Source organism: Natronoflexus pectinivorans, from assembly GCF_004345615.1.
In the GTDB taxonomy this organism is placed as follows: Bacteria; Bacteroidota; Bacteroidia; order Bacteroidales; family Marinilabiliaceae; genus Natronoflexus; species Natronoflexus pectinivorans.
Genome location: NZ_SLWK01000010.1, coordinates 106874 through 128386 on the forward strand (window position 1 = coordinate 106874; position 21513 = coordinate 128386).

Consider the following 21513-nt stretch of genomic DNA (forward strand, 5'->3'; position numbering starts at 1 on the left):
GTAAGAAAGATTAATAATTATCCGGCATCGGCTTCAATACAAATATAATTGTTTTTAAGAACCAAAACACATTTTTTTCAAAGGGGGATATTTTCATCAATCAACCTGATAATCTCATTGATTTCACCCGGATGAAACCAGTGCATCTCTGCATCGCGCCGAAACCATGAGAGTTGTTTCTTGGCGTAGTGTCGCGAATTGCGTTGTATCAGTTCTATGGCTTTTTCAATAGAGTGCTCTCCGTTAAACGAAGCAAAAAGCTCCTTATATCCAACGGTATTTAGAGCGTTCAAATGCTGGTGATCAATCAACGCTTTGGCCTCCTGAAGCAAACCGTCATCAACCATCTGCAACACACGCGAATTTATGCGGCCATAAAGCTCTGATCGATCCATATTTAAGCCAACTTTCAAAATTGAAAACGGACGCTTCTTTTTTGGAGCAGTACGTAATGAAGAGTAAGGCTTACCGGTCATCAGGCAAATTTCAACAGCATGAACCACCCTTTTGGGGTTTTTAAGATCAACCTGATGGTAAAAATCAGGATCCAAAATTTTTAATTGCTGTCTGATAGACTCGATGCCCTCGACATTGAGCTTTTCCTGCAACTCCTGTCGTAAATCCGAATCAACAGTAGGTAATTCATCAATACCATTACAAAAAGCATCAATGTACATCATGGAGCCTCCCACCATAAAAAGCACGTGGTGCTTTTTAAAAAGCTCCATGGCAATTTTTAATGCATCCTGTTCAAATTCAAAAGCACTGTAATAATCGAAAATCGACTTAAACCCTATCAGGTGATGCGGAACAAGAGTCTGCTCCTCTTTTCCCGGAGCAGCTGTTCCTATGGGAATTTCTCTGAAAATCTGACGGGAATCTGCGGAAATGATTTCACTTTTATATTGCTTTGCCAACTCTATACAAACCTTGGTTTTTCCAATCCCGGTAGGACCGGTTAAAACCACCATCAACTTTGACATAATTACCCTTTACTCTTTTTAAATAGATTAATAAACATTCAGAGTTCTAGATTTATAGAGTTTAATGAGCTATTCTTAATTCGTAAAACGAAATGCAAACATGCATTTTATATCCTAATAAAATTCATCCGGATCGAAATCTTCGTCCGATAAATCATCCGGAAAATCGCCTCCCTCCCTGATGATATCGTCCATGTCGTCGTCAGACAAAAACGCATCAGCTTCCAGGGCATCGTCAAAATTAAAGCCTTCTTCGGAAAACTGTGGTGGAGGAGTTCCTTCCATGCGAGTACAGACCGGTTCTTTCAGATTGCCACCATCGATATTAGTCAGCTCCATAAACAACACCCGTTCGGCAAACAAATCAAAGGCATATAAAACCCTTTGTTTGGTATCGGTAATCAGATCCTCAAGTCGAACCTTATCCATAACCAGAACCGTTCCCTCCTCCTCCATCATGTCAATCAGCGTAATTTCCTGCTCCTTATTCCAATTCTCATCGGTAAGAAAGAAGGAGGTCATTTGAGCCGGATCAAAATTAAGCTTTTGCTGAATGAACTGATGCAAATCTAAAAAGGTTGATTTACTGTCAATGGCTATATCTAAAATAAAATCATCAGATTCGTTGCTTATGGCTCTGAAAAAATAGATCATAAAGTTAGTTTTGAGTAGATCAAAATTACTATTATTGCATTAAATATGCGAAAAAATCGTTGCTCTATTGCGTTTTTATTAATGCATAACGCAATAAACACATTATGGTTTCAAATTTTTAATAGAATGAGCATTCACCGGATTAATTTGCTCTTACTGTCAGCCATCTGTTTGCTTTTTATAAAAGCAAACATCAATGCTCAACTACACAACACCGCAAAGGAAGATTCTCTCTATCATCAAAACTGCCTAATACAATTTGGTGAAAAACTTTTGAATTATCTCACTTTTGAGAACGAAAAATATGTACTGGTGATTTATCCATCGGGCGGATATTCCCAAAGAACAGGACTTGAAGCAGGCATCATGCCGGTCATCAGCTGGATGGATGCCAATAGTATACATCAACATCAAACGAGGATAAACACACTATCGGCATCTTTGCAGGTATCCACAAAAAAAATGTTTGAAATTAAGAGTGATTTGGAGTGGTTTATATCTGAAAACTGGCAAATGCATTCAAAATTTAGCTATTTGAGTCTTAATGACAGATATTGGGATGCACATTCTAATGAATCCTTTTTCGAGAACATAGAATTCAAATTGCGCAGGATAAACTGGGAAGCTCAAATTCACAGACAATTACCCCGGCATCTTCATGCCGGGATAATTACTTCCATATTAAACCAGAACAACAACTGGCAAACAGAATTTCCGCAGGTAAGCGGACTGAAAGGAGGTTTCATCGCAGGCACAGGTCCGTCATTTCTTTTTGATTCGCGTAACCATGTGTTGTTTCCCCGGCAAGGGTGGTTCATAACCACATCCGGAATATTTCATCATCAGATGTTAGGCTCCGATTTTGATTTCAATAAATGGTTAACAGATGTGAGGTACTATGCAAATAGAGGTAAATCAACTTTCGCATTTCAATATTTTACTGAATACGTGACAGGAGATGTCCCGTTTTTTTCACTTCCCAATCTTGGAGGCACCGATCGGTTGCGTGGCACAGGCCACTCACGCAGGATTATCGACAACAGCATTCAATTTATTCGTGCAGAATTCAGAACCCCACTATGGTGGCGATTTGGCTTTGTTGCTTTTGCAGAAGCAGGCGTTGCCGGTAATGCATTCAGGGTTGATTTAGAAGATGCTATAACCTCCTTCGGTGGTGGATTAAGATTCAGAATTTTACCTGACGAACCCCTTAACATTCGATTTGATGTTGGATTTTCATCGGATGGACATAATGGGATGTACATTTCGTTGAAGGAGGCTTTTTAGCCTTAAATTACACTCTTGCCATGAGATGAAAGCGGAGATATCAAATTGTAAAATTTACAGATTAGGATATGCTGCTCCACACAAAAAAGCGTGAAAGTTAAAACTTTCACGCTTTTAAATTATGTTGGAATTTACAACACTATTTTAAAGAAGATGCCAACATCCAAACAACTTTTTCCTGTTGAGTAATGTAGTCGGTTAAAAGAGTCAGAGTTCCTTCATCACCCGCTTCTTCGGCCAATGGTAATATGGCTCTTTCAAGTTTGATCAAAGTGGAAAGATTCTCTAATGTAGCCTCGGTAGTTGCAACACCATCACTTAAATCTTTAGCCTCTTTAATAGAGCTTACCTTTAAATAATCGGTAAAAGTATGGTATGGAGTCACTCCCAAAGTAAGAATACGCTCAGCGATTTCATCAACTTTCATCACGGCGTCGTCGTACAATTCTTCAAATTTAGCGTGTAGCTCAAAGAATTTTTCACCCTTAATATTCCAGTGAAAACCCCTCAGGTTTTGATAAAACATCTGGTAGTTAGCCAATAGTTCATTAAGTTTTTCGCCCAATTGAGTTGCTTCGTTTGCTTTTAATCCTAAAAGTTCACTTATTTTTTTCATGATGATTCAACATTTTGTTTGACTTGTTCCGCATGTAGAACCAAATCTTGTTTTATAATTGACGCACATGCACGTCTGTGGATTTTTTGTTACTCTCTACTTCAAAATTAGAACTTTTGAAGGGGATTATCAAATAAGCTTCATTTATATACCATACCGTTTAACTATAATTAACGGGGGAAAGGAAGTCGGGAGAGTTTATAAGTTGGATGGTGAACAGGAGACAGGAAATCGCAGACCGGAAATCGGAAGCGAAGTGAAGTGCAACCTAGTTCCCGTGAAATGGAATGTAGTGAATGGAATTCCGTACTACGGAATAAATGAGATGCCGCCGTAGGTGGCAGATGTTGATAGACCAGAATTCGAAGTGTAACGGAATCCCGCAAGGCGGGATAAACCACATAAGGCACATAAGGTTTTAACCATAATGTGCACAAAGCTTTGCACTATGTTCACAAAGGCCAAAATGCTATCAGAAAAAACATAGTAAACTTCGTGATTCCTTCGTGAATTTTGTGGTTAAATCTTTTTAAAAAAGAGGATTCCATTATCGTGAAGCCTATAATTTAAACACTCTAACAATATTCTCAGCGCCTTTGCGCCTCTGCGTTTAAATCTAAGCCACATAAGGCACATAAAGTTGTAATCACAAAGAAGACACAGAGGGCACTATGAATTCTATGTGAATCTCGGAATTAGGGTTTACCAATCAAGGCTTAATGTTTTCACAAAGAAATTTGAGCACGTTGAATTTTAAACTACAATCTTTATCAAGATTAGATTTCACCTTTCAAAAATGCATCAATGAATTGACAGTCATTCTGTTTTGCATTATATTAGTGGATGTGGCATATAAAAAACGATAGAAGATGAGATGTAGAAGCAATTTAGACAGGAGGAATTTTGTAAGGCTAGCAGGAATGGGGTTGGGTTCACTGATGTTGATGCCGGCTGACATTTATGGAAGAGTTAGTTCTATGAACAAAAACGACGCAACGAGTGGAGCCACCGTAAAATTCTCTCCCCCATACGTTGATTTGCATAGAAAAGGCGAATTGCGAAAGCGTGTGGCCATTCTCAACCAAATGATGCGTCGCTGTACCCTTTGTCCGCGGGAGTGCGAAACAGAACGTTTCAGAGGCCGAAGAGGTGATTGCAATGCCAACTCTAATCTCGAGATATCCTCAGTAACACCTCACTTTGGAGAAGAAAGAGAACTGGTTGGTCAGAATGGTTCCGGAACCATTTTCTTTACCAACTGCTCTTTGTTATGTGTTTTTTGTATTAATTACGATATCAGTCAAAAAGGGCGTGGCCGTCGCCAATCTATCGAATTTCTTGCAAATTCCATGTTGAGACTACAAGAAATGGGCTGCCATAATGTAAACCTTGTTACCCCATCGCACTATGTTCCACATATAGTTGAAGCGGTTGATATAGCAGCAGGTAAAGGTTTACGCTTGCCAATAGTTTACAACACTTGCGGATGGGAAAAACTTGAAGTTCTGCGGCTACTGAATGGCATCGTAGATATTTATCTGGCCGATTTTAAATATTTTGATTCTAAGGCTGCTAACAGGTTTTCACCCGGTGCTGTTTGTTATCCGGAAACAACCCAAAAAGCCTTTTTGGAGATGCAAAGACAAACCGGAGTTGCCAAGCCCGATCCAGCCACAGGCCTTATGCACAGAGGACTGATGGTAAGACATTTAGTGATGCCGAATAATGCTGCGCATACAGATAAAGTATTACATTGGATTGGAGAGAATCTGCCAAAAGAGACATACATCAACCTGATGTCACAATACACCCCGGTTTTTAAGGCCAATCAATTTCCAGAAATCAGCAGAAGAATAACAAGAGAAGAGTACAACGAGGCAATTGCCGCAGCTCAAAGAGCAGGTTTAACCAATGTGGTTTTGCAAGGAGGTTGAGTTTTATTTATGCAGGGATAATGACAACAAAGGTCGCTAAGAATATGTAGAATGGAATCAAAGACTTAAAGTCTATGCAACCAGTTTCTACGTTTTAGCAACCTTTGTTATAAAACGGTTCTCATTAAATAAGAATTACAGAACACAATTAAGCATTCTGTAGTTTTATCAGATTAAGTGCAGATCCGGCTCTGAACCATTCAATCTGCTGCTGATTGTAAGTGTGAACAGCCTTAATAAAATCCTTTGAACCATCAGCATGAAGCAATTCAATGGTAACAGGTATATCGGGAGCAAACGATTCCAAATCAATCAGACTGATTACATCATCTTCCTGAATTTTGTCATAATCGGCTTCATTTTCAAAAGTCAGTGCCAACATTCCCTGCTTTTTCAGGTTGGTTTCGTGTATCCGGGCAAAACTCTTTACCAAAACAACACGCACACCTAAGTGACGGGGTTCCATGGCCGCATGCTCACGCGAAGAGCCTTCGCCATAGTTATGATCACCTACCACGATGCTTCCGATTCCGTTGGCTTTATAATCTCTTTGTACCTGAGGGACTACTCCATACTCTCCGGTTAGCTGATTTTTTACACTATCCGATTTATCGTTAAAATAGTTAATGGCACCTGTCAACATATTATTAGAGATGTTGTCGAGGTGTCCACGGAAACGCAACCAGGGGCCTGCCATTGATATATGGTCCGTAGTACATTTTCCTTTGGCCTTTATGAGAAGTTTTAGTCCTGTTATGTTGTTCCCGTCCCATGGTTCGAACGGACTCAAAAGTTGTAATCTTTCTGATTTTGGATCCACTACCACTTCAATGCTGCTGCCATCTTTGGCAGGAGCCTGGTAACCTGCATCCTTCACATCAAAGCCCTTTGGCGGCATTTGGATCCCTGCTGGTTCATCCAATTTAACTTGCTCTCCATTTTCATTTACCAAGGTATCGGTGATGGGGTTAAACGTTAAATCCCCAGCAATGGCAAAGGCTGTCACTATTTCCGGTGAGGCCACAAAAGCATGTGTATTTGGGTTGCCATCATTTCGTTTGGCAAAGTTTCGGTTGAATGAGGTGATGATAGAATTAGCACGGTTTGGGTCGTTGGTATGACGAGCCCATTGGCCAATACATGGCCCACAGGCATTTGCCAGAACTACGCCTCCAATTTTGTCAAAGTCGTTTAAGAATCCATCTCTTTCTACTGTATATCTGACCTTTTCCGAACCGGGAGTAATGGTAAATTCGGCTTTTGTCTTAAGTTTTTTATCAACTGCCTGGCGAGCAACAGAGGCAGCTCGTGAAATATCTTCATAGGAAGAGTTGGTACAAGAACCAATTAATCCTACTTCTAATTCTTTTGGCCAGTTATTTTTCTTTACCTCTTCTGCAAACTGAGAAAGAGGAGTCGCTCTATCGGGCGTAAAAGGGCCGTTGATATGAGGCTCCAGTTCAGAAAGATTGATTTCGATCACCTGATCAAAATATTTCTCAGGATTGGCATACACCTCATCATCACCAGTAAGATGTTCCTTCACCTGGTTGGCTAGTTCTGCAACATCGGCACGTTCAGTTCCTATAAGATATTCGGCCATGCTCTCATCGTACCCAAAAGTGGATGTGGTTGCACCAATTTCAGCACCCATATTACAAATGGTTCCTTTTCCTGTGGCAGACAGACTTTTAGCACCTTCACCAAAATACTCAAGAATACATCCGGTACCACCTTTAACAGTTAAAATTCCAGCCACTTTCAGTATTACATCTTTGGCAGAGGTCCAACCGTTTAATTTCCCGGTTAGTTTAACCCCTATTAATTTCGGGAACTTTAGTTCCCAGGGCATTCCGGCCATTACATCAACAGCATCGGCGCCACCAACTCCAATGGCAACCATTCCCAATCCACCGGCATTCACGGTATGGGAATCGGTTCCTATCATCATCCCACCGGGAAATGCATAGTTTTCCAAAACTACCTGGTGAATGATACCAGCACCCGGCTTCCAGAAACCAATGCCATACTTATTGGATACCGACGAAAGGAAATCAAACACCTCCTTATTCATATTTAACGCACCTTTTAAGTCCGCTAAAGCACCATCTTTGGCCAAAATAAGGTGGTCGCAATGAACAGTAGAAGGAACAGCCGCCTTATCTCTTCCTGCTTGCATAAATTGCAACAAAGCCATTTGAGCTGTTGCATCCTGCATCGCTACACGGTCTGGAGCAAAGTCCACGTAAGACTTACCACGCTCGAAAGCACTCTCAGGCATTTCGCCGGAAAGATGCGTATAGAGAATCTTTTCAGTTAAAGTAAGCGGTCTGTTCAGGAGCTTTCTGGTCTCCTCAACTTTTTTTTCGTAACGGGCGTACACCCCTCGAATCATATCAATGTCAAAAGCCATAATAAAAAAGTGATTTTTGTCAGTTCAAAGTTTGTTGCTCAAAAATAAGCAAAATAATCCAGCTACAGAATAACAACCCATCTGATTACATTGTTTACTAAGTTCTATGCTTTATTACATTCACTATTTAACAATACGGGCAATCCAGACACTATTGAGCTCTAAAATAGTGAATTATAAACAACAAACATGGCTTACGTGTTGAATCCAGTCCTTATCTGTCATGAAAATGATGATATTCTCTTGAGAATTCGGTTATCATTTTGTAATTTTAAAATAGAGTCAGGGAAATATGAAACTACATTACAATCTGGACAAGAGTTTTGGGCCGGCAGGTGCTGTTGCCGGTTACTTTTTAATTGCTGTAGGAGTTGCTACCATATATCAATCTTTTTCGGGAGCAATACTTATTGTATTGGGGAGTTTCATGGCGTTTTCCAACACCGGAGCCTCCATTGACATTGATAACTTTAAGATAAGATTCTCCAACAACTTATTCGGCTTTATCAGGTTGGGCAACTGGCAATATGTAAGTCCAAAAATGAAGATTGGCCTCTCAAATACAAAACTAACGTATAGAGTTTATAGCATGAGCAACCGATCTATAGATGTAAAGAATTCTGACTACCGAATATATCTCTACAATGAAGACAATAAAAAAGGCCAAGCCATATGCAGGTTCAAGGAAAAAGAGGATGCCGAAGAAGAGTTAATTAAATTGAGTGACCTCTTAGGACTCGAAGTAAAGGATTAGAAAAAATAAAGGAAAAAGAGCATATAAGCATTCTTAAATAATTACATCCCGGAAGTTTTACAACTCATTTAAAAATACGAGAAGGCAGAATCCCAATTGAATACTGCCTTCTCGTATTGAAATTTTATGTAGATTTTAGAATGAGTAACTCAATCCTAACTGAAGAACGTTGTTCTTCATTTTAAAGGCGTCTCCATCAAAATCACTAATATCCATCAATCCAAAATTATACCTTGCAAAGAAACCCAAACCAAAATCGAGTTTATAACCGGCACCAATGCCAAAACTCAAATCCAATCCTTTAATTTCATCTTTTATATCTTCTGATTCAGACTCAGTAAATCCCATAACTGAGACTTCATACTCATATTTCGCAGAGAGTAATAAGCTTATCTGGGGCCCGGCCTGGATATAAAATCCTTCAGATACGTAATAATTAAACATCAACGGAATGTCAAGATAGTCAAGTTTCATTGTTACATCAGCTTCCATCCCAAAAAAGTCATCGAAGAAATCATCAAAGAAGTCATCGAAATCATCATCAAAATCATCATCAAAAAAGGATTCTGATGCCTTTGCTCCCTTCATGGAGTATATAAGGCCGGGTTGAAAAGAAAGCCGCTCAGTTAAGAACATCTCTCCATAGACACCGATAAACAAGCCGGTTCTCGAGTCCATATCAAAGTCATCATCATCAGAAGAGACGTTTGCAATATTAACTCCGGCTGTGGCACCAAAATTCATCTGTGCAAAAGAAGTCATTGCACCAGCCAACAAAAATGTGGTGGCTATAAAAACCAAAAGCACTTTTTTCATAATCTTAAGTATTAGTTAATAATAGTAAGTACAAATTCGTAACTATTGCCAATAAAAGCAAAAAAAGAGGGATAATTAAATTATCCCTCTCTTAAATATGTTAAAATCTTATTACTAAGCTTTGTCAACTTTATTCATGTGCTGAATCAATTCAACAACTTTGGTTGAGTAACCCATTTCGTTGTCATACCAGCTAACAACTTTTACAAAGTTGTCGTTCAAAGAGATACCTGCATCAGCATCGAAAACCGAAGTTTTAACCTCACCAAGGAAGTCGTTAGAAACAACAGCTTCTTCAGTATATCCAAGCACACCATTTAGTTCGCCTTCAGAAGCAGCTTTCATAGCAGCACAAATTTCAGCATAAGAAGCAGCTTTTTCTAAACGGCAAGTAAGGTCAACTACAGATACGTTTGGAGTTGGCACACGGAAAGCCATACCGGTAAGTTTTCCATTCAAAGCAGGAATAACTTTACCTACAGCTTTAGCAGCTCCTGTAGATGAAGGAATGATGTTTTGGCCTGCACCACGTCCACCTCTCCAGTCTTTCATAGAAGGACCGTCAACAGTTTTCTGAGTAGCAGTGGTAGCATGAACAGTCGTCATCAAACCTTCAACAATACCAAACTTGTCATTCAACACCTTTGCGATTGGAGCCAAACAGTTGGTAGTACACGAAGCGTTAGAAACAAAATTCATATCTTTGGTATATTTGTCAAGGTTTACACCGCAAACAAACATAGGTGTATCATCTTTAGAAGGAGCAGACATAACTACTTTTTTAGCACCTGCCTTAATGTGTCCTTCTGCAGATTCTTTTGTAAGGAATAAACCGGTTGACTCAACAATGTATTCTGCACCAATATCGCTCCACTTTAAGTCAGCAGGGTTTCTTTCAGCAGTTACACGGATAGCGCTTCCGTTAACAATCAGTTTACCGTCTTTTACTTCAACAGTACCGTCGAAACGGCCATGAGTAGAGTCATACTTAAGCATGTAAGCCATGTAGTCAACATCAACAAGGTCGTTGATACCTACAATCTCTACATTGTCGAAATTCTGAGCGGCGCGGAACACCAAACGGCCAATACGGCCAAAACCGTTGATACCAATTTTAATTTTTGACATTTTATTTCTGTTTTAAGTGATTATTATACAGTAAAAAAAGAATTGCAATAACAGGTAAAGTGATTTTTCTCATTAGCGGTACAAAAATATAAAATGATTACTAAACATTCAAGCAATCACCTCCCTGATTCTCTGTGTGAAATGTGAAATGAAGTTAAATTGAAGAATTATTTCTCTAAAACAAAACAATACTGCATGATACAAAAAAAGGAAATCCATGATTTCCTTTTGCTCAAAGAATAACTTCGTCATTCTTTAATCCCGTATACAAACTCCTCTCAGGTTATTATGTAATAAAACCTACGTGATGTTGATATTTACAAATTACGTAAAAATCAGGCCTTAGCGGGAACTTCTGTTTCAATTACCTGGCCATAAGCAGGACAATCCCAACTACTTCTGCACGATGAGAAAGCAAGGGCAACCAGCAACAGAACAACAGCAACAGATGCAATTTTCTTCATAACTTAGTTTTTAATGGTATAAAATTAGTGTAAATGCTTTATTCAGACAATAAAAATCTTAAGTTTATTTTTGATTGGATGATTCTATAACGTAAAACTAAGCACCTTGGTTACATTTTTTATAAAACAAAAATGGCTCCTTATTTGTATTAAATATTTGAAACCCTTTATTTGTCGAGTAAAAACTGTAGCAAGAAAAAATATGAAAACATTTTTAATAAACGTATTAACAGTTTCTCTTATTGTGTTGTTTATGAATGGATGTAAAATGAATCAACCTGAACTTGTACTGAGCGGAGATGTGATTAACATGAATTCAGGAACTGTTTATTTACAAAGATTTGATGACAGAGTATTCAGAACCATCGATTCTGTTGAAATCATTGATGGTCGTTTCTCTTTTGAACCAGATATTGATTTACCCGAAATATATGGTCTTGCAACCGAGAAGGAAGGCCGTTCCTTTCTCCTTTTTCTTGAAAAAGGAGAAATTCATGTAACTCTCGACCCTGAGAGCAACCATCGTGAATCTAAAGTTGATGGCTCTTCCCTTCACGACCAGTTTGTTGCTTACAGAGAATTGGAAAATGTGAACATCCGTGAGTATATCAAAGAACACCCAAAATCACTGGTATCAGCTTATGCCTTATATCGGTTTTTCTCGTTCCGCTTAACTCCGGAGGAATTGAGAACCAACATTGACTTGCTGGATACTTCACTCCATGATACGCAGTATGTAAAAATAATGCAGCGCCTTTTAGGTATTTTTGAAGATGTGGCCATCGGTAAAAAAGCGCCAAATTTTTCGGCACAAAACCCCGAAGGCGAAGAAGTATTCCTATACGACAAATTGAATGGCAACTATCTGCTGGTAGAATTTTGGGCTTCGTGGTGTGTATTTTGCAGGCGCGAAAATCCAAACCTGGTTAAGGCGCATGATTTGTTCCACGAAAAAGGATTCGATATACTGGGTGTTTCTCTTGACAGAGATTTCGATGCCTGGGTAAATGCCATTGAAGATGACCATCTGAAATGGACAAATATTTCGGATTTAAAATTCTGGGCTAGCGAACCTGCTGCACTTTTTGGGGTAAGAGCGCTGCCTTCCAACTTCCTGCTTGACCCCGAAGGCAACATCATTGCTCAAAATTTGAAAGGTGAAGAGTTGTTTGTTTTTCTGGGAGATGTGTTGGCTGTTGAAATCAATTAATCTGACTCTATATGCCTCTTTTCAAGTGTCTATAATTTGTATTTTAAGGTTCCCGAGTTCTCGGGAGAACTCGCCAATCCAGTCATTGGTTTCGCCGATCTTCGATTCCTCTGTGTGAGAAAATCTTTGACTTCGTCGATCTGACGATTCTCATGGCTCGTTTCATCTGTTTTTTGTTTTGGGTTCATGGTTTATGGTTTTGAGTTGATTGTTCCGCTTCGCGGAATTCTACTCTCTTCGTGCACTTCATATATTCTAATTTGTTTTTAAGTAACCACATGGGACTCGGTTTCAGGAATATTCCTAAAAATTGTGAAAACTGTTTGTATTATCAATTGACATTCCGATTTTTGCAAAGTTTTTCTGATTAAATATTTTTAGGATTAATGGGGATAGAAAAGGGGATATTTCAGCGAACTGAGTTGCTCATGGGCAAAATGCGCATGGAAGCAATTGCGACAAAAAAAGTGATTATTTTCGGAATTGGCGGAGTGGGTAGCTGGTGCGCTGAGAGTTTAATCAGAACGGGCATTCATCACCTCACCATTGTCGATTCAGACCGGGTGTGTGTAACCAATATTAACCGACAATTGCATGCCACATCCAAAACCGTTGGCGAGGTAAAAACTGAAGTTTTAAAAAAGCGGTTGTTGGAAATAAATCCAAAAGCAAGCATTACTGCCATACAAAAAATTTATAATCAGGAAAATCACGCCTCTTTTGAACTAGAGAAATACGATTACATCATTGATGCCATCGACAGTTTGGGCAGTAAAATTCACCTCATCAGAATGGCCACCAGAACCAATGCCAAATTGTTTTCATCCATGGGAGCTTCATTAAAAATTGACCCCACCCGCATAAAAGTGGCTGAATTTTGGGATGTAAAAGGTTGTCCGCTCGGCTCCAGGGTAAGAAAAATGATTCGCAAAGGCGACCTTCCGGCTAAAAAATTCCTTTGCGTTTACAGCGATGAACTTTTGGAAAATGCAGGAGAAGGCTCCAGTTGTGGCACAACTGCTTGTCTTTGTCCGAAAGCCGTTGTCGCACCGGGTGACCCGGAGCTGGCCAACCACGAATGGTGCAGCAAAAAAGCTGTAATAAATGGTACTGCAGCACATATCACTTCAATATTTGGGTTTACCATTGCAGGGTTGGTGGTTCAGGATATTTACCATGAAGTGGAAAAAGTTGAGGTTGCTTGTTGTTAGGGTTTATAGTTTTGAGTTCAGGGTTTTGGGTTTTAAGTTTTGGGTTTTAAGTTTAAAGTTTAAGGTTTCGGAGCGTAGCGGAGTCCCGCATAGCGGGAAAGGTTGACTACTACCCTAAACCCTACTCCTTTTCGGGAGCTACCTGAGCCATATCAAATTTACCGACCTTGTAAAGGGAGTTTTCGCTCTCGAATTGGCTAAATCGACAAGGGCATGGTTTAAAAACACTACAGCTGGAGAACAAAAGCAGAAGTATAAACAACCGTAAAGATATTTTAATATATTGCCGCATTTTGAGGTAATTAAGAATACTATCTTTTATACTTAGATTTCAATTTAAAAGTTTCATGATTATAATTTTTCCCGATGAAATTTTCGAGATTTCTCCCTTTGGTCGAAAAGACTAAGCTTTCGTGGTATATTGCTTTGAATGGGGTTCGTGTGAAAGGCATTACGGTTAATTTAGTTACGTTAGCCCTGATATCTTCGTAGCAGATAAACATCTATCCAAAGTACCCAAGGGGCGTTAGCCCTGGCATCTAACCTACAAAGTTACAAATCACCACAAATCAGTAAGGTTCATTTTTAATCTGCTCCCCATTCCAAATGCACAATTAATCTTTTAGATTTCAGGGCTACCGCCCCTCTGGTTACTACGCTTGATGCTTAATTCTACGAAGATTACAGGGCTACGCCCCTGAGATACAGCAAATCAAAAACCATCAGTTGTCATCACAATATTTGCATTGTCAATAATCATCCTCTTATGTGTCGGATGGCAACCATCATGGATGTTTCACGTGTTTACAACTTGTGTTCCCAATGATTCGGGAGAACTTGCCAGATAATCATCAAAATTTGCGAGAACAAATATCAAGTAAAACCAGAATTATCTCCAGCGCTCCCCCCAAGCCCGTTCGGCCGAGACTTCGGTGTGAGACTTCGGTGTGAGACTTCGGTGTGAGCTCAGTCGAACACTCAGTCGAACACTCAGTTGAACACTCAGTCGAACACTCAGTCGAAGCCAATGGGAAAAGCCAATGGGAAAAGCCAAACGCACTATTCAATCCCATTTTTAACTTGTTCATGTATCTCGCATCAGCATTTTACGACAATTTCATAATTCCGGCAGACTTATAAATACATAATTTTGTAGATTTGTGCAAAACCCAAAGGCATGGCACTTTTAATCACACTTACAATTACCATCATTTTGCAGTTTTTTGCGGCCGCCGTAGCTGTAAAACTTACCAGGGTTACAAAATATAACCTCTCATGGATTCTGATTTCATTTGGATTCATTTTTATGGCAGTGCAAAGGTTAGCCGAATTACTGCCTTTTATTGCCGATGTTGAACCTCAAACTTACCGGCTATTCTATATTTGGCTTGGAGCCATTACCAGCCTGTTTTTTGCCGGAGGGGTATTTCTAATACAGAAAATCTTTCAGTACATGAAAGAGGTTGAAATGCAAACACGTAACCAGGAGAAAGCTCTTCTCAATGCCATCATTCAGGCCGAAGAGCGGGAGCGTCGCCGTTTTGCCACAGAAATCCACGACGGTCTCGGACCGTTGTTATCGACCATCAAAATGTCCATCAGTTCATTGGCAGCAAATGAGGCAAACGATGCCAACCTATCAGTTATAAAAAACACCAACATTGCCATTGGCGAGGCCATTAAAAGTGTGCAGGAAATTTCAAACAACCTGAGTCCGCACATGCTTAAAAACTTCGGTGTGGCAAAAGCCATCCGAAACTTCATCAATAAAGTGAACCAGAGTAAAGGACTAAAAGTAACGTTAAAAACCAATGCTCTTGACATCAGATTTCCGGAAGGCATAGAGATATTGGTTTACCGTTCGGTTTGTGAGCTTATAAATAACACCATAAAGCACTCCGAGGCCACAAAGGTTGAAATAGACTTCCAGGTAAGAAACAGCTTAATTGAGTTGAAATACAAAGACAATGGAGTTGGATTTGATACTCAAAACCTGTTTGCAGATAAAAAAGATTCGGGCACCGGGTATTTTAACATGTTCAGTCGAATAAAATCACTTCACGGAACCATGGAGGTGTTTTCAAACAAAAACAAAGGCGTTTATGTAATCATAACAATTCCGGCAAATGAAAAATGACAGAGAAAAAATTAAGGTATTTTTGGTGGATGACCACACCCTTTTCTTAAACGGCCTTGCCATGCTGTTAAGCTCCATGCCGGAAATGGAAATCATTGGCAAAGCCTTTAATGGCAAAGAGTTTATCGAAAAACTCCCTGATAACATGCCGGATGTGGTATTGATGGATATTGCCATGCCTGAAATGGATGGCATAGAAGCAACCCGAAGAGCACTGGAAATCAACCCGCAATTAAAAATCATAACGCTTTCGATGTATGATGACCAGGAATATTATACCAAAATGGTTCAATGCGGTGTAAATGGTTTCATACTAAAGGACAGTGATATACAGGAGGTTCGAAATGCTATTTCCACCGTTGCCGACGGTGGAAACTATTTCTCCCACGAATTACTGCGAAACCTGATTCTTACCCAAAAACAAAAAGAACATCATAGCACCACCGAAGACGACCTCTCCGGCAGAGAACTGGAGATACTTATTGAAATTTGTCAGGGGCTTTCCAACAACGATATTGCCGAAAAGCTCTTCATCAGCAAACGTACCGTTGAGAAACACCGGGCCAACATCCTTCTAAAAACAGAATGTAAAAACACGGCCAGTCTTGTGGTTTATGCAATTAAAAACCAGTTAATTGAAATATAAATAGGTATTTATACTACCTCTATATACGTATTTCCTCCCATTATAATAGGAGAAAACAAGGCTACTTTTGATTTGCTAAACCAAATCGAAAACAATGGTCAGTTATTTCTCTCTCCTGAAGCAGGACATCAGGTTCATTGAAGGCTTAAATGCCTGTATGAATTGCGGTGTTTGCACCGCAATTTGTCCGGCGGCTGCCTATTTCGACTACGACCCCCGAAAAATTTGTCAGGATATTCAGACAAAAGACAATTCAACCATCGAATCGATATTAAAAAGCGATGATATCTGGATGTGTGGACAGTGTCTTTCATGTAAAACCCGTTGTCCGCGGGACAACACGCCGGGTTACATCATACAAGTATTACGCAAAGTATCGCAAAAAACCGGACTGTTTGTTCACTCTTCGTTGGGACGTCAGCAACTTCAGATAAAGCGAACCATTGGGCACAGCATTTTAGAAACAGGGTACTGTGTACATCCCAAACTGGTAAAACCGGAGTTACATCCCGAACAGGGACCTGTTTGGGAGTGGGTTCTGGAAAACGGCGAAGAACTCTACAAACAATGCGGTTCAAACTACTATAAACCAGGAGAAGGCGGCGTTCGCAAGATTGATGAAAACACTTTATCCGAGCTCCACTCCATTTTTGAGGAGACCGGAGCCATGGAGTTGTTTGATGATATTGAGAAAGGGATGGAAAAACATCATCAATCCAAGGCAAAACATGCAGAGAGGGAATAACACACATCATGCTCCTGAAATTTGAGAAAAATTTATGACAGCACTTAAATCCAAAATAACACCATCATGTTAAAAACATGGAATGAATACCAAAAACAGGTTCCCGATGACCATTTTTTCTATGTACGGAGTTGTATCAGACAAACATTTTTTCCGGGTTCGGAAACAATGCTTCTGAGAATACTTCGGGAACATCTCAATAAAGATGTGTTTGAAGACCCACGTCATACCACCTGCACCGGAATAGGTTATCACTCCGATATCATTCCCCTTGAAACAATTATGACGGTGGTTGGCCGGCAGTTGGCACTAATGACCGAAGCCGGATACAAAAACCTGTTGGTATCGTGTGTCACTTCCTTTGGCATTTACCTGGAAATGTTGGATATGTGGAAACATTTTCCGGAAAAGCTGGAAGAGACCAGAAATGCACTTAGAAAATCCACTAACAGGGAATTTGAGATACCCGAATCGGTTTCGCATGCTTCGGATGTAATTTTTCATTTTAAGGATGAAATCAGGGAAAAATCAAATCTGAAACTTATAAACAAACTAACTGGTCAACCACTAAAAGTGGTTGACCATATAGGCTGCCATTACGCAAAAATATTTCCTCACGAAGGTTTTGGAGGGGCTGAATTTCCATCAGTTTTATCCGGACTGATTAAAACATGGGGCGGGGAAATGATTGATTATCCTGAAAGACGTCACTGTTGCGGATTTGGTTTTCGTCACTACCTGGTACAGGAGAACAGAGGATACTCTATCTCAAATGCCAAAATAAAATTTGAATCCATGGCTCCATACAAGCCGGATTTCATCATTGCCAATTGTCCAGGCTGCGCCATGTTTCTGGATAAATGGCAATACACTTTGGCCGAAATGACAGGAAAAACCTACGACACAGAAAGCAATGGAATACCGGTTTTGACCTACGAAGAACTGGCCGGATTAATGCTTGGCCATAACCCCTGGCAAATGGGAATGCAAATGCACCAAATTAACGTGGAACCCCTTTTGGAAAAACTGGGTTATAAATATACCAAAAAGGAGAAATTTTACCTGGCAGGAAAACCAACCAAATCGCCATCGGCTTGTTCAGTGCTGATGGCTTAAATTAAGAAAAAAACATGCAACAACCAACAGTCAGCATTATTGGAGCAGGGCCGGCAGGACTAAATGCAGCAATCAGCCTGGCAAAAATGGAGATAAGAGTTAACCTGTTTGAAAAACAGGTTAAACCGGGCGGACAACTCTCCCACTGGCACACTTTGTTTCCTGATATGTACGATGCTAAAACGCTGCTGAAATCAACCATCAATGAAATCAGCCACCCACACATAAAGCTATATACAACGGTAAATATTAGACAAATAAAGAGGCAAAACAACCAATGGATTATTTCATCAGATGGAAACCAGGAATTTATATCAGATGCTGTGATAATAACATCCGGGTTCAACCTATTTGATGCCACCAAAAAAGAGGAATACGGATATGGTATTTATCCACAGGTTATAACCTCTTTAGAGTTGGAACAGATGTTTAACGGGCGGCGTGAATGGCCGTTTTCAAAAGACATTGAGGCACCCAAAGCCGGATTTGTTCATTGCGTGGGTTCACGTGACACCAAATGCGGAAACAACTGGTGCAGCAAGGTTTGTTGTGTGAAGGCGGTAAAACAGGCCATTGAATTTAAAAAGCAGTTCCCAAAAGCCGAGGTGAGCTGTTTTTATATGGATTTGCGCATGTTTGGTAAAGGTTACGAAGAGCTTTACATGAAAGCTCAGGTTGATTTCAACATCCAGTTCATCAGGGGTCGTTTGTCCGAAGCTTCGCCATCAAACGGGAATAAAGTACATGTAAAAGCTGAGGACACACTGATGAACCGACCATTAAAGCAAAATTTGGACATGTTGGTTTTAATGGTTGGAATGACCCCGGCAATATGGCTGAATCAACACGCAGAGCGCATTGATTTTGAAAAACCAAAATTTAAGCAGGGATTTATAAACCCGGTTGAGAACTACCAGAGCACTATCTATCAGAATACACCGGGAGTTTTTGCTGCAGGCACTTGTAAGGGGCCGGCATCGTTGATTGATGTGATTCAGGATGCAAAAGCTACGGCCTTTGAAGTTTTCGCATATCTGAAAAAAGAAAAACAAAATGTTGAAATACTTGAAAAAACAACATGATATGAGCCGAATAAGTTTTGGATATTCGGTTTCGGAGGGGAAAGTCATTAACCTTGACCAGCAGAAACCGGCCTGGCTTGAAAAGATTTTTGAACTTGAGCCATCATTGCACCGCTGCATTTCCTGCGGAAACTGCGCTGCAGTGTGCACAGCAGGGCACTTTACCGGCATGAAATTTTATCGCATATGCCTGAACGCGTTTAGGGGACAAACCAGTGATTTGAAGAACGATGCCAAAGCATGTATGCTTTGCGGAAAGTGCCAATTTGCCTGTCCACGAGGAGTCAACATCAGGCATGCCATAATGCTAATGACACAAATACAAAAACCATGATGCATCCATTCACCATTCCGTTTATGGCTGGTTTTACAATGATGTTTATAGTTTTAATCATCAGGTACAGCAATTGGTTTAGAGGTTTTTCCACAGAAAACCGCAAGCGAATTGCCGGCCGCATGTTTACACGCAGAAGCATTCACGCGTTGAATGAAATATTCAGGGAGTCGTTATTACACCTCAAAATATACAAAACCAACCCCATACTGGGATATATGCACATGAGCCTGGCATTTGGCTGGTTTTTGTTGATTGTTGGCGGAAAACTGGAAACATGGTACTACACCGGAAACTTTGCAAATCCACCGCAATATGCCATATTTTTCAGGTTTTTCCATCCTGTAACAGAAGCTACGGGCATTCACAGAATTATTGATTTTTACATGGAATTTTCTTTGCTGGTGGTGCTTTCCGGACTGACGATAGCCATGGTCAAACGCATCAGAAAACAGGTTGCCGGCATGAAAAACACCACGCGCCACACCCTTACCAACCGCCTTGCACTGACTTTTCTATGGTTTATTTTTCCACTCCGGCTATTGGCAGAATCGGCAACTACCTCCATACACGGTGGGGGAAGTTTCCTCACCGGAATAACTTCCGGTTTACCATTTCATCCGGCGGTGGAACTGCCTCTCTGGTGGGCATACTCCATCTCTTTAGGGGTGTTTTTCGTTTGCTTGCCGTTTTCCAGATACCTGCACATTCCCACCGAAATGATAACCATCCTGTTAAAAAAATGGGGCGTGGAACCGGAATTGAAACTAAAAACCAACAAAGGTTTACAAGCATTTGAGATACACTCCTGCTCCGGTTGTGGGATTTGCCTGGATGCCTGTCCGGCAATTGGTGTTGGCGATAAAAAATTCCAGTCGGTTTATTTTATTAATGAAATGAGGAATGGAAAAGACCATTCCAAAACAGCAGAGCTTTGCCTTAGTTGCGGGTCATGCCAACAGGCATGTCCCGTTGGCATTCAACTTGAACCTCTGAGGATTTCAGCAAGAGAGAATCTTAATTCCGAAATGCGATTCAACCACACCTATCTGCCATCAAAAATGATATTGTGGCGCGAAACCACAGATGTTATCCTGTTTACAGGCTGCATGGGCAGAATGAATCCCCGCACCACACAATCAATGAAGAAACTGTTTGATGAGGCCGGTATAGGTTACGTTCATGCCGATGAAGATGAAAACATTTGCTGCGGACGACCAATGGTTCTGACCGGTGCATCAGAACAGGCAGAACTTATGATGTCACGAAATCGTGACATCATACATTCATACAACGCCAAAGTTCTGGTAACCACCTGTCCCATCTGTTACAAACAGTTCAAAAACAGTTACAAACTGAACATCCCCGTTGTGCATCACTCCATGTATATCAACCAGTTAATGGAAGAAGGCAAACTAAACCGGCACCACTCAAACTTGAATTTTTCCTATCACGACCCATGCGAACTTGGGAGGGCTTTTGATTGCTATGAAGCACCGCGGGAAGTTCTCAAACGTGCAGGACATGTAGTCGCACTAAGCAAGGAGAAAGAAAAATCTTTGTGCTGTGGGAACAATATGGGAACCATTCTTTTAGAACGAGAAAATCGTCAACAGATAACCGATAAAACCCTAATGGTTTTATCGGAAAACAATCCCGATTACATTGTAACTTCCTGTCCGGTATGCAAAAACACCCTTTCGCAGCAAAGCTCCATACCTGTGAGAGATATTGCAGAAGTACTCACTGATTTGCCTGAAATAAAACAGAAAACAGGAGAGAGACTTACAGCGATGAGGGAGAGTCATATAAATTAAGAAGGAATACCACACCTGTGTATAAATGCTACAATATTGTAGCATTTATTATACAGAACACTTTCACTACACCCTAACTAACAGGCAGTTAATATGCGGCATAAAGTTTGGTATGATGATGTAGAGATGATTTCCCAAAGAAAAATCAACACAAATCAATCGCAAA

At 40.3% G+C, this 21513-nt stretch carries 20 protein-coding genes; 12 read left to right on the top strand and 8 right to left on the bottom strand.

Features of this window, described 5'->3' with window-relative positions:
• Positions 1-77 precede the first annotated feature (77 nt).
• On the bottom strand, positions 78-983 hold the full coding sequence (gene miaA / locus EV194_RS12785) for a tRNA (adenosine(37)-N6)-dimethylallyltransferase MiaA (RefSeq protein ID WP_132434429.1): 906 nt from the start codon (positions 981-983) through the stop codon (positions 78-80).
• Between the two features lie 114 nt (positions 984-1097).
• The gene (locus EV194_RS12790) at positions 1098-1637 is read right to left on the bottom strand and encodes an IS1096 element passenger TnpR family protein (RefSeq protein ID WP_132434430.1); all 540 of its coding nucleotides are present in this window, start codon (positions 1635-1637) and stop codon (positions 1098-1100) included.
• Between the two features lie 126 nt (positions 1638-1763).
• Between EV194_RS12790 and EV194_RS12795 the strand changes: the two genes are divergently transcribed.
• Entirely contained in the window at positions 1764-2924 is a 1161-nt protein-coding gene (locus EV194_RS12795) for a BamA/TamA family outer membrane protein (protein ID WP_165921889.1), read from the top strand.
• 139 nt (positions 2925-3063) lie between these two features.
• Here EV194_RS12795 and EV194_RS12800 read toward each other — a convergent pair whose 3' ends face one another.
• Entirely contained in the window at positions 3064-3540 is a 477-nt protein-coding gene (locus tag EV194_RS12800) for a Dps family protein (RefSeq protein WP_132434432.1), read from the bottom strand.
• 869 nt (positions 3541-4409) lie between these two features.
• On the opposite strand from EV194_RS12800, the gene EV194_RS12805 reads away from it, so the two are divergent.
• Positions 4410-5474: a radical SAM protein gene (locus tag EV194_RS12805; RefSeq protein WP_132434433.1), complete on the top strand. Its 1065-nt coding sequence runs from the start codon at positions 4410-4412 to the stop codon at positions 5472-5474.
• A gap of 148 nt (positions 5475-5622) precedes the next feature.
• On the opposite strand, the gene EV194_RS12810 is transcribed toward EV194_RS12805, so the two are convergent.
• The gene (locus EV194_RS12810; RefSeq protein ID WP_132434434.1) at positions 5623-7887 is read right to left on the bottom strand and encodes an aconitate hydratase; all 2265 of its coding nucleotides are present in this window, start codon (positions 7885-7887) and stop codon (positions 5623-5625) included.
• A gap of 292 nt (positions 7888-8179) precedes the next feature.
• On the opposite strand from EV194_RS12810, the gene EV194_RS12815 reads away from it, so the two are divergent.
• The gene (locus EV194_RS12815) at positions 8180-8641 is read left to right on the top strand and encodes a hypothetical protein (protein WP_132434435.1); all 462 of its coding nucleotides are present in this window, start codon (positions 8180-8182) and stop codon (positions 8639-8641) included.
• A 135-nt stretch (positions 8642-8776) separates the two neighbouring features.
• Here the strand turns inward: EV194_RS12815 and EV194_RS12820 are convergent, their stop codons facing one another.
• From EV194_RS12820 to EV194_RS17165, 3 genes are all read right to left on the bottom strand, one after another.
• The gene (locus tag EV194_RS12820) at positions 8777-9457 is read right to left on the bottom strand and encodes a porin family protein (RefSeq protein ID WP_132434436.1); all 681 of its coding nucleotides are present in this window, start codon (positions 9455-9457) and stop codon (positions 8777-8779) included.
• 114 nt (positions 9458-9571) lie between these two features.
• The gene (gap, locus tag EV194_RS12825; RefSeq protein WP_132434437.1) at positions 9572-10585 is read right to left on the bottom strand and encodes a type I glyceraldehyde-3-phosphate dehydrogenase; all 1014 of its coding nucleotides are present in this window, start codon (positions 10583-10585) and stop codon (positions 9572-9574) included.
• A 335-nt stretch (positions 10586-10920) separates the two neighbouring features.
• Complete coding sequence (locus tag EV194_RS17165) at positions 10921-11049, bottom strand: hypothetical protein (protein ID WP_262708672.1); 129 nt, start codon at positions 11047-11049, stop codon at positions 10921-10923.
• Between the two features lie 202 nt (positions 11050-11251).
• On the opposite strand from EV194_RS17165, the gene EV194_RS12830 reads away from it, so the two are divergent.
• A complete protein-coding gene (locus tag EV194_RS12830) occupies positions 11252-12259 on the top strand; it encodes a TlpA disulfide reductase family protein (RefSeq protein WP_207916042.1) in 1008 nt (335 codons plus the stop codon).
• 29 nt (positions 12260-12288) lie between these two features.
• Here the strand turns inward: EV194_RS12830 and EV194_RS16975 are convergent, their stop codons facing one another.
• Entirely contained in the window at positions 12289-12447 is a 159-nt protein-coding gene (locus tag EV194_RS16975) for a hypothetical protein (RefSeq protein ID WP_165921890.1), read from the bottom strand.
• 198 nt (positions 12448-12645) lie between these two features.
• Between EV194_RS16975 and EV194_RS12835 the strand changes: the two genes are divergently transcribed.
• From EV194_RS12835 to EV194_RS12870, 8 genes are all read left to right on the top strand, one after another.
• Positions 12646-13470 (top strand): tRNA threonylcarbamoyladenosine dehydratase, encoded by an 825-nt coding sequence (locus EV194_RS12835; RefSeq protein ID WP_132434438.1) that lies wholly within the window; start codon positions 12646-12648, stop codon positions 13468-13470.
• A gap of 1177 nt (positions 13471-14647) precedes the next feature.
• Complete coding sequence (locus EV194_RS12840) at positions 14648-15607, top strand: sensor histidine kinase (protein WP_132434439.1); 960 nt, start codon at positions 14648-14650, stop codon at positions 15605-15607.
• Entirely contained in the window at positions 15597-16253 is a 657-nt protein-coding gene (locus tag EV194_RS12845) for a response regulator (protein ID WP_132434440.1), read from the top strand. Before EV194_RS12840 ends, EV194_RS12845 begins: the two co-directional genes overlap by 11 nt.
• A 94-nt stretch (positions 16254-16347) precedes the next feature.
• Entirely contained in the window at positions 16348-16998 is a 651-nt protein-coding gene (locus EV194_RS12850; RefSeq protein WP_132434441.1) for a 4Fe-4S dicluster domain-containing protein, read from the top strand.
• 66 nt (positions 16999-17064) lie between these two features.
• The gene (locus tag EV194_RS12855; RefSeq protein ID WP_132434442.1) at positions 17065-18114 is read left to right on the top strand and encodes a heterodisulfide reductase-related iron-sulfur binding cluster; all 1050 of its coding nucleotides are present in this window, start codon (positions 17065-17067) and stop codon (positions 18112-18114) included.
• A gap of 14 nt (positions 18115-18128) precedes the next feature.
• On the top strand, positions 18129-19196 hold the full coding sequence (locus EV194_RS12860) for an FAD-dependent oxidoreductase (RefSeq protein ID WP_132434443.1): 1068 nt from the start codon (positions 18129-18131) through the stop codon (positions 19194-19196).
• Position 19197: 1 nt separating this feature from the next.
• Positions 19198-19530: a 4Fe-4S dicluster domain-containing protein gene (locus EV194_RS12865; protein ID WP_165921891.1), complete on the top strand. Its 333-nt coding sequence runs from the start codon at positions 19198-19200 to the stop codon at positions 19528-19530.
• Positions 19527-21347: a (Fe-S)-binding protein gene (locus EV194_RS12870; RefSeq protein ID WP_165921892.1), complete on the top strand. Its 1821-nt coding sequence runs from the start codon at positions 19527-19529 to the stop codon at positions 21345-21347. Before EV194_RS12865 ends, EV194_RS12870 begins: the two co-directional genes overlap by 4 nt.
• Positions 21348-21513: the final 166 nt, after the last annotated feature.